13 protein-coding genes are annotated in these 15,773 nt (G+C 69.6%); 3 read left to right on the plus strand and 10 right to left on the minus strand.

The genetic code is table 11. The features are described from left to right. Nucleotides 1-153 precede the first annotated feature (153 nt). Nucleotides 154-1,380, plus strand: a complete 1,227-nt coding sequence (locus RM704_RS25840) for a thiolase family protein (RefSeq protein WP_033529430.1) — start codon at nt 154-156, stop codon at nt 1,378-1,380. Further along, nucleotides 1,377-3,506, plus strand: a complete 2,130-nt coding sequence (locus RM704_RS25845; protein WP_033529431.1) for a 3-hydroxyacyl-CoA dehydrogenase NAD-binding domain-containing protein — start codon at nt 1,377-1,379, stop codon at nt 3,504-3,506. The genes RM704_RS25840 and RM704_RS25845 overlap by 4 nt, the downstream gene beginning before the upstream one ends. Nucleotides 3,507-3,554: 48 nt before the next feature. Here the strand turns inward: RM704_RS25845 and RM704_RS25850 are convergent, their stop codons facing one another. The 3 genes from RM704_RS25850 to RM704_RS25860 all read right to left on the minus strand — a co-directional run bounded on the left by RM704_RS25850 (nt 3,555) and on the right by RM704_RS25860 (nt 5,830). Further along, nucleotides 3,555-3,713, minus strand: coding sequence for a hypothetical protein (locus tag RM704_RS25850; RefSeq protein WP_157856735.1), 159 nt, complete (start codon nt 3,711-3,713; stop codon nt 3,555-3,557). Between the two features lie 6 nt (nt 3,714-3,719). Beyond that, the gene (locus tag RM704_RS25855) at nt 3,720-4,403 is read right to left on the minus strand and encodes a hyaluronoglucosaminidase (protein ID WP_311591286.1); all 684 of its coding nucleotides are present in this window, start codon (nt 4,401-4,403) and stop codon (nt 3,720-3,722) included. Nucleotides 4,404-4,708: 305 nt separating this feature from the next. Further along, entirely contained in the window at nt 4,709-5,830 is a 1,122-nt protein-coding gene (locus tag RM704_RS25860) for a PLL family lectin (protein ID WP_033529433.1), read from the minus strand. Nucleotides 5,831-6,004: 174 nt separating this feature from the next. Between RM704_RS25860 and RM704_RS25865 the strand changes: the two genes are divergently transcribed. After that, entirely contained in the window at nt 6,005-6,379 is a 375-nt protein-coding gene (locus tag RM704_RS25865) for an NYN domain-containing protein (protein WP_033529473.1), read from the plus strand. A 79-nt stretch (nt 6,380-6,458) separates the two neighbouring features. On the opposite strand, the gene RM704_RS25870 is transcribed toward RM704_RS25865, so the two are convergent. The 7 genes from RM704_RS25870 to RM704_RS25900 form a co-directional block, all read right to left on the minus strand. Further along, nucleotides 6,459-6,674 carry a hypothetical protein gene (locus RM704_RS25870; protein ID WP_033529434.1) on the minus strand — a complete coding sequence of 72 codons (216 nt, stop codon included), beginning with the start codon at nt 6,672-6,674 and terminating at the stop codon, nt 6,459-6,461. Nucleotides 6,675-6,953: 279 nt separating this feature from the next. After that, complete coding sequence (locus RM704_RS25875; RefSeq protein ID WP_033529435.1) at nt 6,954-8,477, minus strand: amino acid permease; 1,524 nt, start codon at nt 8,475-8,477, stop codon at nt 6,954-6,956. Between the two features lie 216 nt (nt 8,478-8,693). Then, on the minus strand, nt 8,694-10,613 hold the full coding sequence (gene dxs, locus RM704_RS25880; protein ID WP_033529436.1) for a 1-deoxy-D-xylulose-5-phosphate synthase: 1,920 nt from the start codon (nt 10,611-10,613) through the stop codon (nt 8,694-8,696). 211 nt (nt 10,614-10,824) lie between these two features. Continuing rightward, entirely contained in the window at nt 10,825-12,153 is a 1,329-nt protein-coding gene (locus RM704_RS25885; protein WP_033529437.1) for a sugar ABC transporter permease, read from the minus strand. Next, nucleotides 12,150-12,941, minus strand: a complete 792-nt coding sequence (locus RM704_RS25890) for an ATP-binding cassette domain-containing protein (RefSeq protein ID WP_078853670.1) — start codon at nt 12,939-12,941, stop codon at nt 12,150-12,152. The genes RM704_RS25885 and RM704_RS25890 overlap by 4 nt, the downstream gene beginning before the upstream one ends. A gap of 254 nt (nt 12,942-13,195) precedes the next feature. Further along, a complete protein-coding gene (locus tag RM704_RS25895; protein WP_033529439.1) occupies nt 13,196-14,287 on the minus strand; it encodes a sugar ABC transporter substrate-binding protein in 1,092 nt (363 codons plus the stop codon). Between the two features lie 137 nt (nt 14,288-14,424). Next, nucleotides 14,425-15,624 carry an ROK family transcriptional regulator gene (locus RM704_RS25900; protein ID WP_033529440.1) on the minus strand — a complete coding sequence of 400 codons (1,200 nt, stop codon included), beginning with the start codon at nt 15,622-15,624 and terminating at the stop codon, nt 14,425-14,427. Nucleotides 15,625-15,773 lie beyond the last annotated feature (149 nt).

Consider the following 15,773-nt stretch of genomic DNA (forward strand, 5'->3'; position numbering starts at 1 on the left):
ACCGGCGGTAACATGCAGAAGGCGTGTGACGTTCGCCGCTCCCCTCCCCAGGGGTGGGCAGCACAGTTACCCGCAAGTAGCATGGGCCTGAGCGCGCGCTCAGCGGTTGCGCGTCGCAGCAGTGCCGTCCCGCACCTCTGGAGGAGAGCCATCGTGCCTCGTACCGTCAAGGAAGTCGTCTTCGTCGACGGCGTCCGCACCCCGTTCGGCAAGGCGGGCCCGAAGGGCATCTACCACGAGACCCGCGCCGACGACCTCGTCGTGAAGGCGATCCGGGAGCTGCTGCGCCGCAACCCCGGTCTGGAGCCCGCGAAGATCGACGAGGTCGCCATCGCCGCGACCACGCAGATCGGCGACCAGGGCCTCACCATCGGCCGTACGGCGGGCATCCTCGCCGGTCTGCCGCAGTCGGTGCCCGGTTACTCCATCGACCGCATGTGCGCCGGCGCCCTGACCGCCGTCACCTCGGTCGCCGGTTCCGTCGCCTTCGGCGCCTACGACGTCGCCATCGCCGGCGGTGTCGAGCACATGGGCCGCCACCCGATGGGTGAGGGCGTCGACCCGAACCCGCGCTTCGTCAGCGAGAAGCTGGTCGACGAGTCCGCCCTGTTCATGGGCATGACCGCCGAGAACCTGCACGACCGGTACCCGACGATCACCAAGCAGCGCGCCGACGAGTACGCCGTGCGCTCGCAGGAGAAGGCCGCCAAGGCGTACGCCAACGGCAAGATCCAGGCCGACCTGGTGCCGATCTCGGTGCGCCGCACCAACGCCGAGGCCGGCGAGACCGGCTGGGGCCTGGTCACCGCCGACGAGCCGATGCGGCCGGGCACGACCATCGAGAACCTGACGGGCCTCAAGACGCCGTTCCGCGTGCACGGACGGGTCACCGCCGGTAACGCGGCCGGTCTGAACGACGGCGCCACCGCCTCTCTCATCGCGTCCGAGGACTTCGCCCGCGCGAACAACCTCCCGGTGAAGATGCGCCTCGTCTCGTACTCCTTCGCGGGTGTCGAGCCGGAGGTCATGGGCTACGGCCCGATCCCGGCGACGGAGAAGGCGCTCGCCCAGGCGGGCCTGTCGATCGACGACATCGGCCTGTTCGAGATCAACGAGGCCTTCGCCGTGCAGGTGCTCGCCTTCCTGGAGCACTACGGCATCGCCGACGACGACGCGCGCGTCAACCAGTACGGCGGCGCCATCGCCTTCGGTCACCCGCTGGCCTCCTCGGGTGTGCGTCTGATGACGCAGCTGGCCCGCCAGTTCGAGGAGCAGCCGGAGGTCCGCTACGGCCTCACCACCATGTGCGTCGGCTTCGGCATGGGCGCCACCGTCATCTGGGAGAACCCGCACCACAAGGACGCCGGAGGCGACAAGTGAGCACCACCGCTGAGCTTCTCAAGGGCGCGGCCGAGCTGTTCCCCGACGAGGTCGTGACGTCCGCGCACGTACGCCACCTCGACCTGCCGTTCGACGCCGGGCGCTTCGCGCTCATCACGCTGGACAACGGCTTCGACCACACCAAGCCGACCACCTTCGGCCCGGCGTCGCTGGCGAACCTGAACACCGCCATCGACCAGGTCGAGAAGGAGGCCGCGGCCGGCGAGATCGTCGGTGTCGGTGTCACCGGCAAGCCGTTCATCTTCGCCGTCGGCGCCGACCTCAAGGGCGTCGAGCTGCTGAAGGAGCACGAGCACGCGCTCGCCATCGGCAAGGGCGGCCACGAGGTCTTCAAGCGTCTGTCCGCGCTCGCCGTCCCGACCTTCGCGTACTACAACGGTGCCGCGATGGGCGGTGGCGTCGAGGTCGGTCTGCACTGCTCCTACCGGACCGTCTCCGCGGCCCTCCCGGCGTTCTCGCTCCCCGAGGTCTTCCTCGGCCTGGTCCCCGGCTGGGGCGGCTGCACGCTGCTGCCGAACCTGATCGGCGCCGACAAGGCCGTCTCGGTGATCATCGAGAACAGCCTCAACCAGAACAAGCAGCTCAAGGGCGAGCAGGTCTACGACCTCGGCATCGCCGACGCCATCTTCGAGGGCGCCGACTTCCTGGAGCAGTCGCTGATCTGGACGGCGTCCGTCCTCAAGGGCGAGATCGTCATCGACCGCCCGGTGATCGACCGCGGTGAGGCCTGGGACCAGGCCGTCGCCAAGGGCCGCTTCATCGCGGACTCCAAGGTGCACGGGGCGGCCCCGGCCGCGTACCGCGCGCTGGACATCATCGCCGCCGCGAAGAACGGCGACCTCCAGCAGGGCTACGACGCCGAGGACGTCGCCCTCGCCGACCTGATCATGGGTGGCGAGCTGCGCGCCGGCATCTACGCCTTCAACCTGGTGCAGAAGCGCGGCAAGCGCCCGGCCGGTGCCCCGGACAAGAACCTGGCCCGCCCGGTCACCAAGGTCGGTGTCGTCGGCGCCGGTCTGATGGCCTCCCAGCTCGCGCTGCTCTTCCTGCGCCGCCTGGAGGTCCCGGTCGTCCTGACCGACATCGACCAGGAGCGCGTCGACAAGGGCGTGGGCTACGTCCACGCCGAGATCGACAAGCTGCTGCTCAAGGGCCGGATCAACCAGGACAAGAGCAACCGCCTCAAGGCCCTGGTCACCGGTGTCCTCGACAAGGCCGAGGGCTTCGCGGACGCCGACTTCATCATCGAGGCCGTGTTCGAGGAGATCGGCGTCAAGCAGCAGGTGTTCGCGGAGGTCGAGGCGGTCGCCCCGGCGCACGCGATCCTCGCCACCAACACCTCCTCGCTGTCGGTGACGGAGATGGCGTCGAAGCTGAAGAACCCCGAGCGGGTCGTCGGCTTCCACTTCTTCAACCCGGTCGCGATCCTGCCGCTCCTGGAGATCGTCCGGGGCGAGGCCACCGACGACGCCTCCCTCGCCACGGCCTTCGCCGTCGCCAAGAAGCTGAAGAAGACCGCGGTGCTGGTGAAGGACGCCCCGGCGTTCGTCGTCAACCGCATCCTCACCCGCTTCATGGGCGAGATCCAGAACGTCATCGACGAGGGCACGCCGGTCGAGGTCGCCGAGAAGGCGGTCGAGCCGCTGGGTCTGCCGATGTCGCCGCTGGTGCTCCTGGAGCTGGTCGGCCCGGCCATCGGTCTGCACGTCTCGGAGACCCTCAACCGGGCCTTCCCGGACCGCTTCACGGTCTCCGAGAACCTCGCCGCGGTCGTCAAGGCCGGCAAGCGCGGGTTCTACGTCTACGACTCCGGCAAGCCGGAGCTGGACCCCGAGGTCGCCGCGCTCCTCAAGCAGGGCGATGTCGTCCTGACCGAGGAGCAGGTGCGGGCCCGCGTGCTCGACGCCGTCGCCCAGGAGATCGGGCTGATGCTCGACGAGGGTGTCGTCGCCGAGGCGCAGGACATCGACCTCTGCCTGATCACCGGCGCCGGCTGGCCCTTCCACCTGGGCGGCATCACGCCGTACCTGGACCGCGAGGGCGTCAGCGAGCGGGTCAACGGCAAGAAGTTCCTGGAGGCCGGGGTGGCTTCGGTCCCCGCGTAACCACCGGACACGGGTGAGGGCCTCCGCCTGCGGGCGGAGGCCCTCTTCTCATGCGCCCGCCGCCTCCCCTTCGGCCGCGGCGAGCCGCGCCTTCAGTTCGGCGTTCTCCGCCTCCAGCAGCGCGATGCGCTTACGGGCGAAGTACAGCTCCATGACCGCGTCGTGGAACTCGGAGATGAGCTGGTCGGGGGTCAGTTGCACGTCCACGTCCCCTTACGCCAGCTGGGTCGGCGTACCGCCGACGGCCTTCCAGAACAGCTTGCCCCCCTGGGCGTACAGGGAGCCGCCGCCCGCCGCGGCGGGCGCGCCCGTCGGTTCCGTGGCCACGTTCGCGAGGCGTACCGCACCCTCGGCGAGGATGGCCGAGGGCGCGTCGGGTCCCTGGACCACGTGGAGCTGGGACAGGGGTTTGTCGCCCCGCCCCACGCCTATGCCGGTCAGCCCGTTGCCCTTGACGACGAAGTCGTCCCGGCCCGGGGTGTTCCGCAGGATCATGAGGGCGCCGGTGGTCGGACCGTCGGTCGCGGTCACGAAGATGCCCTGGGCGGCGGTCCCCGCCGTCTTCAGGTCGATCGAGAGGCCGGAGGAGCCCGGGTCCGAGCCGTCGGCGTAGCCCACGTGGGAGATCTTCAGCGTGCCGTGCGCGGTCTCCACGCCCTTGAGGTACATGGCCGAGGTCTGCGGGTTGTCCGAGGTGACGTTCAGCGCCACGGTCTTCTCTCCGGACGTGGCCTTGTGGTTGATGGTGACCGTGTGCTCGGTCGTCGACGTCCCCAGGAACTGGGCCGGCGCGGTGTACGACGTGTACTCGGCCGCGGCGGCGGCCGTCTCCGCGCCGCCCGCCGCGACGGTCACCGCACCGGCGGTGAAGCCTCCGAGGAACACTCTGCGTCCCATTGCCATGTCTGTACTCACCTTCCGTCTGGTGGAGTTGGCCATGCGATCACGCTTCACAACAACCGCACAACGGGGTTCCGTCCTCAACGTCCTCCCTCGCCACGGGACTTGGCAGGGAACCGCCCCGTCAACAGGGCGGGGCGACGGTGCCCCTCGTAGGGTCAGGTCCTGGTGGGGTCCTGGTGGGGTCCTGGTGGGGTCCTGGTGGGGTCCTGGTGGGGGCGCGGGGAACCGCGTGAGCGGCCACGCGCAACCCGCACCCGCCGTCTCACCGAACACGGCAGACGCGTGGGCGACACGCACCGTCAGACGACGACCGACGGCGCCAACGCCAACCCGTCCTCGTCGTTCTGCCGGGCGATTCGCAACGCGCCCCCCGCGTCGATCAACCCGAGGACCACCCGCCCGTCGGCGTCCCGAGCCAACGCCGGCACCCCCACACAGCGCTCACGGGTCGGCGACCACCACACCCCGGCCTGCTCGTTCTCCGTACCGCAGGCCGCCACCACGACCCGCCCCTCGACGTCACGATGGGCCAGGACCGTGCAGTCGTACCCGTCGAGCGGCACCCGCAGCACGGCGCCCGGGCCCTCGGCCGGAGCCCCGCCCAGCGGGATCACGTCGCCGCCCGGCCGGTGGGCGACGACGCCTCCGGTCGCCGGGTCGGTCCAGTAGTACGTCGCCCGGTCGGGCCCCGTCTCCAGACCCACCGCGCTGCCACGGGCCACCGAGAGCGGAATGGTGGGCGCCTGGCCGAAGTTCCCGTCGGGCTTCTCCTGCGTCCAGCGCATGATGAGGTCCTCTCCGCCGGCCAACGCCTCGACGCGCCCGGCCGCGTACGCGACCACGGCCACGGGATCCTGCACCAGGCTGCCCTTGAGGTCGGTCCACGCGCTCCACTTGCCGCCCGCCAGCTCCCGGCGCAGCATGACGCCGCCACCCGCGTTGCGTGCGAAGACATGGACGTTGCCGCCGGCACTCACCGCGCCGGTGGGCATCCCGAAGCGCGCCGCCTTCGCCGCGTCCTTGTGCGGATTGCCCAGCGAACGCCATTCGGTGACCGGTCGGCCGGTCTGGTACTGGATGGCGTGCACGATGTCCACGGCGGGCGGGCCGTCTGCCTTGCGGACCTCACGGCGGCCGAGGAAGTGCACATAGGTGTCCGCACCCTGCACGAGGTGAACGTCGGTCAGCCCTGACACGGGGAAGAGGTCCGGGCCCGTCCACTCGGCGCCGCCGGGCCGCGTCTGCGTCCAGCGCAGCAGCCCCGTGCGCGCGCGGGCGTACGCGGTGAGCCTGCCGTCCTTGCCGAGCACGAGCCAGGAGCCGGCGAGCGTGGTCTCGGCCCTGTGCCGCGCGCTCCCGCCGTTCGCCGAAATGCCGGTCGCCGCCCCCTGGGCCGCGGCGCGCCCGGATCTGGTCCGCATGACGTGACCTGCCCTCTCCGATGACACGCGGCCCTATGACGCTCGGCCCGATGGCGCTCGGCTCGGCGCTCCGGCCGCCTTCTCGCCCGCACCACGGGAGGCCGAGCGGAACCCATCATAGGATGAACGTTTTGCCGATCCGGCGTGGCCGCCCGGCATGCGACCCTGTCCTCCATGGACGCCCCCCTGCTCGTGATCGTCGACGCCGCCAACGTCATCGGCTCCGTCCCGGACGGCTGGTGGCGCGACCGACGCGGCGCGGCGGAGCGGCTGCGCGACCGCCTGGCCCGGGACGGGATCCCCGGTCGGGACGGGCCCGTCGAAGTCGTGATGGTCGTCGAGGGCGCGGCCCGAGGCGTGGAGCCGGTGCCCGGCGTGCGGGTCGAGGCGGCACCCCGCAGCGGTGACGACCGCATCGTGGAACTCGTCGCCGAGGAGGCTCACGACCGCCCCTGCCTCGTCGTCACCGCCGACCGCGAACTACGGCGCAGGGTGGGTGAGTTGGGCGCCGAGGTGACCGGGCCGCGGACGGTGCGGGGCGGGGACTGAGCCGCTGGTGGCGCCCGTCGCCGGACCTGCCCGAAGAGGAGCGCGTCTTCATGTCCCAGTCCACCGGCGGGGATTGACCTCAACCATGCTTGCCGTCTGAGACTCCCGTTGTCTCAGGTGTGCCCGGTTCTTGCCGGCAGGCTCGGGCTTCGGATGCGGCCCTGCGGGGCAGCAGCAGGGCGAGCGCGAATGGCACGAGCAGGAGGGCGGTCATCCACCAGAACGTGGTGATGAACGCGGATCCGTCGAACTCCTTGCCCGGCTCCGACAGCAGTTGCAGACTCACCGCGGCCATCGCCCCACCCGTCGCGCCGCCCACGCGTTGAGCGACGGCGCTGATCGTGGTGATGTGCGGAATCGCCGCCTGCGGCGATCGCTCTTGTAGAGAGCCGCCGCCAACGGGATCGAGATGGAGGCGAGACCCGCGCCGCGCAGCGCCAGCGCTGTACCGAGCAGCAGATCGTCGGGGTCCGCGCCGGAGAAGGCGAAGGAACGGTGCCCACGGACCACGGCCCTGCGGTCCCGCCGGAAGCGGGACCGCAGGGCCGGAGAGTCACCGGGCCTCGGGGGCCGGCTACGGGGTGCCGCGTCCCGGCGGCCCCCCGACCTCGTCGGCAGGCAGTTCCTCGTGCCGCGCGAGCCGGCTGTGCGTGCGGCCGTAGACGAAGTAGACGACGATTCCGAGGGCCATCCAGGCGGCGAAGCGGAGCCAGGTCTCGGTGGGCAGGTTGAGCATCAGCCACAGCGAGGCGCACACCGAGAGGATCGGGATGAGCGGCACCCAGGGGGTGCGGAACGACCGGGGCAGGTCGGGGCGGGTCCGGCGCAGGATGACGACACCGATCGCGACGACCACGAAGGCGAACAGCGTGCCGATGTTCACCAGCTCGGCCAGCTCGCTCAGCGGGGTGAAGCCCGCGACGATCGCGATGACCACACCGAGCAGGATGGTCGGCCGGTGCGGGGTCTTGAACCGGGGGTGGACGCGGGAGAAGAAGCGCGGCAGCAGCCCGTCGCGGCTCATCGCGAAGAACACCCGGGTCTGACCGAGCAACAGGATCATGCACACGGTCGTCAGACCGACGGCGGCGCCGAAGCTGATGAAGCCCGCGAACCACGGATGCCCGGTGGCCTTGAAGGCGTCGGCGAGCGGCGCGGTCACGGACAGGTCGGTGTAGTGCTGCATGCCGGTGACGACGATCGACACGGCCACGTACAGCGTGGTGCAGATCAGGAGGGAGCCGAGGATGCCCCGGGGCATGTCCCGCTGCGGGTTCCTCGTCTCCTCGGCGGCCGTGGCGACGACGTCGAAGCCGATGAACGCGAAGAAGACGACCGAGGCGGCCGTGAAGATGCCCATCACGCCGAAGTTGGCGGGTGCCCAGCCGAACATCAGCTGGATCAGCGGGGACTGGAGGCTGTCACCCGCCGGCACCTCCTGCGCCTTCGGGATGAACGGGTCGTAGTTGTCGCCGACGACGAAGAAGGAGCCCGCGATGATCACGGTGAGGACGACCGTCACCTTGATGGCGACGACGACCGAGGTGACCCGCGCGGAGAGCTTGGTGCCGGCCACGAGGATGGCGGTGAGGATCAGCACGAGCGCGGCGGCGAGGATGTCGAAGCCGAAGCCGTCGGCCCCGTCTCTCGTGCCGAGCGCGGCCGGCAGGTCCCAGCCGGCGTTGTCCATCAGCGAGTGGATGTAGCCGGACCAGCCGACGGCCACCACCGCCGTCCCCAGCGCGAACTCCAGCACCAGGTCCCAGCCGATGATCCAGGCGGGCAGTTCCCCGAGGGAGGCGTAACTGAAGGTGTACGCGGATCCGGCGACGGGGACCGTGGAGGCGAACTCCGCGTAGCAGAGGGCCGCGAGCGCACAGACGACGCCGGCCACGACGAAGGCGAGGGCGACGGCGGGACCGGCGTTGTTCTTGGCCACCGTGCCGGTGAGGACGAAGATGCCGGTGCCGATGATGACACCGACGCCGAAGACCGTCAGATCCAGCGCGGACAAGGATTTCTTGAGCGCGTGCTCTGGTTCCTCGGTATCGAGGATGGACTGCTCGACCTTCTTGGTCCGAAAGAGTGTGCTGCTCACGGGCGTACCTCCCACGCTTGTCGTCCTCGACAGGGTCGAGAGGGGGCGAAGGGGGTCCCCCGGTCGAGCGAAGCCGAGACTGGGGGTGCGTTTGCCCCGGCGCGGGCGGTTTCACGCGAACGGGCCGGTCTCACCACCGTAAAGGATGGCGAAACCGGCCCGAGCGGCCCAAGGGGGCACGTCAGTGGCGCGGAGCGTCAGCCACGCGCCGGTACGTCAGTCACGCGCGGGTTCGGCCTCGGCGGGCGCGCCGTCGAGGCGGCCGTCGAGCTTGGAGACGAGCCCCGTGACCTGGCGGGCGATGTCGGGCGCGGTGAGCCCGATCTCGGCCAGGACCTCGGCGCGGGAGGCGTGGTCGAGGAAGCGCGGCGGGATGCCGAAGTCACGCAGCGGGATGTCCACGCCGGCGTCGCGCAGCGCCTGGGCGACGGCCGAGCCGACGCCGCCGACACGGGAGTTGTCCTCGACGGTGACGACGACGCGGTGCTTGTCCGCGAGCGGCGCCATGTGCTCGTCGACCGGCTTGACCCAGCGCGGGTCGACGACGGTCGTGGTGATGCCCTGCTTGTCGAGCAGGCCGGCGATCTCCAGGCACATCGGCGCGAGGGCACCGACGGAGACGAGGAGCACGTCCGGGGTGTCCGTGCCCGGCTCGCGCAGCACGTCCATGCCGCCGACGCGGCGCAGGGCCGGTACGGCGGGGCCGACGGCGCCCTTGGAGAAGCGCACCACGGTCGGCGCGTCGGTGACCTCGACGGCCTCGCGCAGCTGGGCGCGGACCTGGTCGGCGTCACGTGGCGCGGCCAGCCTGAGGCCCGGGACGACCTGGAGGATCGACATGTCCCACATGCCGTTGTGCGAGGCCCCGTCGGTGCCGGTGACGCCGGCCCGGTCCAGGACGAACGTCACACCGCACTTGTGCAGGGCGACGTCCATCAGCACTTGGTCGAAGGCACGGTTGAGGAAGGTGGCGTACACCGCGAAGACGGGGTGCAGACCGCCCGTGGCGAGGCCCGCCGCGGACACCGCGCCGTGCTGCTCGGCGATGCCGACGTCGTACACGCGCTCGGGGAAGGCCTTGGCGAACCGGTCGAGTCCGACCGGCTGGAGCATGGCAGCCGTGATGGCGACGATGTCCTCGCGCTCCTTGCCGAGCTTGACCATCTCCTCGCCGAAGACGGAGGTCCAGTCGGCGCCGGAGGAGGCGATGGGCAGACCCGTGTCCGGGTGGATCTTGCCGACTGCGTGGAAGCGGTCGGCCTCGTCCTGGAGGGCGGGCTGGTAGCCGCGGCCCTTCTCGGTGAGGCAGTGCACGATGACCGGTCCGCCGAACCGCTTGGCGCGGGCGAGCGCGGACTCCAGGGCCTCGATGTCGTGTCCGTCGATCGGGCCGACGTACTTCAGGCCGAGGTCCTCGAACATGCCCTGGGGGGCGATGAAGTCCTTCAGCCCCTTCTTGGCGCCGTGCAGCGTCTCGTAGAGCGGCCGGCCGACGACCGGGGTCCGCTCCAGCAGGTCCTTGCCGCGGGCGAGGAACCGCTCGTAGCCGTCCGTCGTCCGCAGCGTGGCCAGGTGGTTGGCGAGGCCGCCGATGGTCGGCGCGTACGAGCGCTCGTTGTCGTTGACGACGATGACCAGCGGGCGGTCCTTGGCGTCGGCGATGTTGTTGAGCGCTTCCCAGGCCATACCGCCGGTCAGCGCGCCGTCGCCGATGACCGCGACCACGTGGTCGTCGCGTTTCAGCACCTGGTTGGCCTTCGCGAGGCCGTCGGCCCAGCCCAGCACGGTGGAGGCGTGGCTGTTCTCGATGACGTCGTGCTCGGACTCCGCCTGCGAAGGGTAGCCGGACAGGCCGCCCTTCATCTTCAGCTTGGAGAAGTCCTGGCGGCCGGTCAGCAGCTTGTGGACGTAGGACTGGTGGCCCGTGTCCCACAGCACCTTGTCCTTGGGCGAGTCGAAGACCCGGTGCAGGGCGATGGTGAGCTCGACCACGCCGAGGTTCGGGCCGAGGTGACCGCCGGTCTTCGACACCGCCTCCACGAGGAAGGTCCGGATCTCCTCCGCCAGCTGGTCCAACTCCTCCAGGCTGAGCCGGTCCAGATCGCGCGGTCCCCTGATGCGGGTCAGCAGCGGCACCCGTGCCTCCTTGCGATAGTGCTGTTCGAGCGTTACCGGGCTCGACGAAGTCTAATCTTCCGCGCACCGGGCCGACCGCCGGGCGGTCGGGTCCCGTGTCACGCAAACGGCCGTAAACCATCCTGCGCAGACGTACCCGTACGAAACGTCCGACAACAAAGAGAAGTGCCCGGTGCCTGGAAGGCACCGGGCACATGTGCCCCGACGGCGGCTAGGCGCGACCCGCCGCCTTCTGGCTCCTACGGCTGACGGAGTCGATGACGACCGCGCCCAGGAGCACCGCACCCGTGATCATGTACTGGATCGAGGTGTTCATGTTCAGCAGGTCGAGACCGGTCTGGATCGACTGGATCACCAACATACCCAGCAGCGCCGACCACACCGACCCGCGGCCACCGAAGAGGCTGGTGCCACCGATGACGGCCGCGGCGATCGCGAGCATCAGCGTGTTGCCGCCACCGGCGGACAGCGTCGCGCTCGCGGTCTGGCCGGCGAAGAACATGCCGCCGACCGCCGCGAAGCCACCGGAGATGGCGAACACGGTGATCCGGATCATCGGCACGTTGATACCGGCACGGCGGGCGGCCTCGATGCCGCCACCGACCGCGAACACCTGACGGCCGTACGTCGTACGACGCAGCACGAAGTCCACGACCACCAGCGCCGCCAGGAAGATCACCAGCGCGTTGGAGACTCCGGACGCGTTGTTGAGCACGGCTGCGGCGGCGAAGGAGACGAGGGCGAGCGCGCCGACGCGCAGCAGGATCTCGCTGGTCGGCCGGAAAGGTACACCCGCGGCCCGACGACGGCGCTGCTCGCCCAGGTTGCCGACGAGGGAGAGCGCCACGGCGAGACCGGCCAGGATGTACGCGCCGATGATGGCCTGGTCCATGAAGAAGGAGCTCTGGCCGAGCAGACGGACCGGCCCCTCGTCGGAGGGGATGTTGATCGTGCCGCTCTCGCCCAGCAGCCACAGCATCAGGCCGTTCCAGCCGAGGAAGCCGGCCAGGGTGACGACGAACGCGGGTACGCCGATCCTGGCGAAGAACCAGCCGTGCAGCGCGCCGATGGCGATACCGGTGAGGACGGCGAGGACCAGCGACAACCAGGCGTTCATGCCGTTGTTCACCGCGAACACGGCGAACAGGGTGGAGGCCAGACCGCTGACCGAACCCACGGACAGGTCGATCTCGCCGAGCAGCAGCACGAACACCAGGCCGATGGCGAGCATGCCGGTGGCCGAGAGGAAGTAGCTGATGTTCGAGAGGTTGTCGGCGCTGAGGAAACGATCGTTCTGGAGCTGGAAGATCGTCCAGATGACGATCAGGCCGATGACCACCGGCAGCGAGCCCAGCTCGCCGCCCTTCACCTTGCGCTTGAACTCGGTGACGTAGCCCTTGAAGCCCTCTTCGCGGACCAGCAGACGCGGGTCGACGACGGTGACCGGCGCGGCCGTGGGGTCGTCGGCGGGGGCGACCGTGGTCTGGCCCTCGGGCCCCGTCGCGGAATCGCTCTTCACGGTCTTGGACGTGTCGCTCACTTTGCCGCCTCCGTGGTGCGCCGCCCCGCGCGACGGGTCACGGCGTTGTCCGTGGCACCGGTGATCGCGGCGATGATTTCTTCGTGGCTGGTGTCCTTCACGGAGAAGGAGCCGTTGTTCTTGCCCAGACGCAGGACCGCGACGGTGTCCGCGACCGCCTTGACATCGGCCATGTTGTGGCTGATGAGGATGACGGCGAGGTTGCGCTCGCGCAGCCTTTCGACCAGGTCGAGGACCTGTGCGGTCTGCTCGACGCCGAGGGCGGCGGTGGGCTCGTCCAGGATGACGAGCTTGGGGTCACCGATGAGGGCGCGGGCGATGGCGACGACCTGGCGCTGACCGCCGGAGAGGCTCGCGATCGGGATCCGTACGCTCGGGATCCGGATGGAGAGCGTCGACAGCAGCTCCCGGGAGTTCTTCTCCATCGTCACCTCGTCGATGACGCCCCGGTGCAGCAGTTCGCGACCGAGGTAGAGGTTGCCGACGACATCGAGGTTGTCGCAGAGCGCGAGGTCCTGGTAGACCGTCGCGACACCGAGGCCCTGGGCGTCGTGCGGCTTGTTGATCTTGACCGGGTCGCCCTGCCACTCGATGACGCCCTCATCGATGGGGTGGACACCCGCGATGGTCTTGACCAGGGTGGACTTTCCTGCGCCGTTGTCGCCCACCAGGGCGACCACTTCACCGGCGTGGACCTCCAGCTCGACGTCGGTGAGTGCCTGCACCGCACCGAATCGCTTGGAGACTCCGCGCAACGCCAGCACGGGCGTAGCGGACACGTGAACCATCTCCTTCGCCGCCTGACCGGCGGGGATGCCGCGCCTTGAACCAGGCGCGGAGGAATGTGCCTGGCCCCGTGGGTGGGGGCCGTCGCACAAGGCTTACAAGGTGAACATGCGTATGGCCGCTGCTCTTTCGGCAGCGGTTCCGTCCGGCGCCCGCCCCGGAAGCGGGGTCTGAAGACGGGGCGGGCGCCGGACAGGTTCAGGGGGTCGCGAGCGGTCGTGACGCGGGTGACCGCTCGCGGCCCGGGCCCGAGTGACTACTCGAGGCCGGCCTCCTTGCAGGCCTTGGCGTACTCGGCGGTGCAGATGTCGGCGACCGTGTAGAGGCCGTCCTTCACCACCGTGTCCTTGATGTTCTCCTTGGTGACGGAGACCGGGGTCAGCAGCTTCGCCGGGACCTTGTCGCCCGAGCCGCTGGTGACCTCGGTGTCGGCGAGGGACTTGACGTCCTTGCCCTCCAGCAGGTTGACCGCGAGCTCGGCGGCGGTGTCGGCCTCCGGCTTGTAGGCCTTGTAGACCGTGGAGGACTGCGTGCCGGCGACGAGCCGCTGGATGGCCGCGAGCTCGGCGTCCTGACCCGTCAGGGGGATGCCACTGATCTTCGCACCCTTGAGGGTGTTGGCGATGCCACCGGCCATGCCGTCGTTGGCGGCGTAGACGCCCGCGATGTTCTTGGCGCCCAGCTGGGTGATCGCCGCGGACATCTTCTGGGCGGCGACGGTGTCCTTCCAGAGGCCGGACTGCTCGTAGGCGATGTCGACCTTGCCGTCGAGGGCCTTGTGCGCGCCCTCCTTGAACTGGCCGGCGTTCGGGTCGGCGTCGTCGCCGTTGATCATGACGACCTTGGACTTGGCGGTCGCCTTGTCGCCGAGGGCGTCGAGGAGGGCCTGACCCTGGAGCTCGCCGACCTTGACGTTGTCGAAGGAGACGTAGGCCGAGACCGGGCCCTGGGCGAGACGGTCGTAGGCGACGACCTTGACGCCCTTGTCCACCGCGGACTGGATGGAGGACTTGATGGCGGCGGAGTCCTGGGCGGAGACGACGATGACCTTGACGCCCTTGGTCACCATGGTGCTCATCTGCTGAGCCTGCTTGGTGGGGTCGGCGGCGGCGTTCGCGTACTCGACCGTGCAGTCGGAGCAGAGCTCCTCGACCTTGTCCTCGAAGTACGGGCGGTCGAACTTCTCGTAGCGCGCGGTCACGTTGTCGGGCAGGAGCAGACCGATCGTCTTGCTGTCCCCACCACCGGTGCTGCCGCTGTCCGAGTCGTTGTCGTCGCCGGCCTTGCCACAGGCGGCCACGGAGAGCGCCAGCGAAACCGCGGTGGCGCCGATCACGACTCTACGCATCGTTGCGTTCATTTTGGGTTGTGCCTCCCTGACACGGGCCGCAGCGCTGCGGCCGAGGTGGCTGGAAGTCAACTCGGCCACACGTGCGACGTCAAGAAGTAAATCCTTAACGGGTTGGCAACGGCGTGTTTCGTTCTCTAAGTGAAGGCAGGGGTGGCAGCGGAGAGGGTCCCGTCCAAAAGGGTTGAATCACCCATTTCACTGAGGGCCAGCGCCAGGGCCCCGAGGACCTCGGCACGGCCACCAAGTGCCCCTGGCAGCACTGAGAGTTGACGTGCGGCACTCGGGATCGCGTACCGGCCGACCGACTCCCTTATGGGCCCGAGAACCAGCTCTCCGGCCTCGGCGAGATCGCCACCGAGGACCACGCGGCTCGGGTTCAACAGATTGCAGAGATTGGCCACTCCACTTCCGATGTGTCGACCGACGTCGGCGATCACCCGACGGCAGCCCGGATCACCGTCCCTCGCCAACCGCACGACCCCTTCCATGGTCAGGTCGGTGCCGTGGCTGGACTGGAGGAGCGGCAGCACATAGCGCGCGGCAGCGAAGGTCTCCAGGCAGCCGCGGTTCCCGCAGCGGCAGACCGGGCCGGACTCATCAAGAGTAATATGCCCGATTTCTCCCGCCGTGCCACCCGGGCCCCTGTAGATCTTGCCATCGATCACCAGACCGGCACCGACGCCGCTGGAGACCTTGATGTAGGCCAGGTCCCGCACTCCCCGGCCGCTGCCCCAGACCAGCTCACCGAGGGCGCCGAGGTTGGCGTCGTTGTCCACGTGCACGGCGACGCCGAGGCGGTCACGCATCTCGGCGGCGGGCTTGGTGCCGGTCCAGCCCGGCAGGATCGCGGTGGAGCCGAGCGTCCCGGACTCCACGTCGATCGGGCCGGGCACCCCGAGGCCGACACCCGCGATCTTCGTAGGATCCACCCCGGTGGCCTCGATCAATCGGGTGACCAGCTGTTCCGCCCGGTCGAAACCCTGCGCCGAGGAGGCGTCCACGTCCAGCGGCTCGGATTCCTCGGCCAGCACCTGATGGGCGAGATTCCCGATCGCGACGCGCAAATGCGTGTGCCCGAAGTCCACGCCGATCACGATTCCGGCGTCCCCGCTCAACGAGACCGCACGCGCCCGTCGGCCGCCCGCCGAAGTGGGGGTGACCTCGACGGTTCCCCCGTCCTTGAGCTCGCGCACGATGTTCGAGACCGTGGCCGCGGACAGGCCGGTGGTCCTGGCGATCTCCGCCTGCGTGAGCGACCCGGCGAGACGCACCGCCCGTACGACGCGCTCGAGATTTGCTCGGTGCAGCGACGACTGCGACCCCGGAGTCTCCATCGACTCATCCACTCCCGTCCAAGACCGGGCGGCCCGCACGCCGCCCGGGTGACCCAGATCACAGCCACGCAGCCGGGTCACTTACAAGTTGTGAACTCCAAACTCCGCTGAACGGGTTACCGCAGTCAAGTCCTTGAGGGAAACTGAGA

It is taken from the genome of Streptomyces gottesmaniae (assembly GCF_031845845.1).
GTDB lineage: Bacteria > Actinomycetota > Actinomycetes > Streptomycetales > Streptomycetaceae > Streptomyces > Streptomyces akebiae.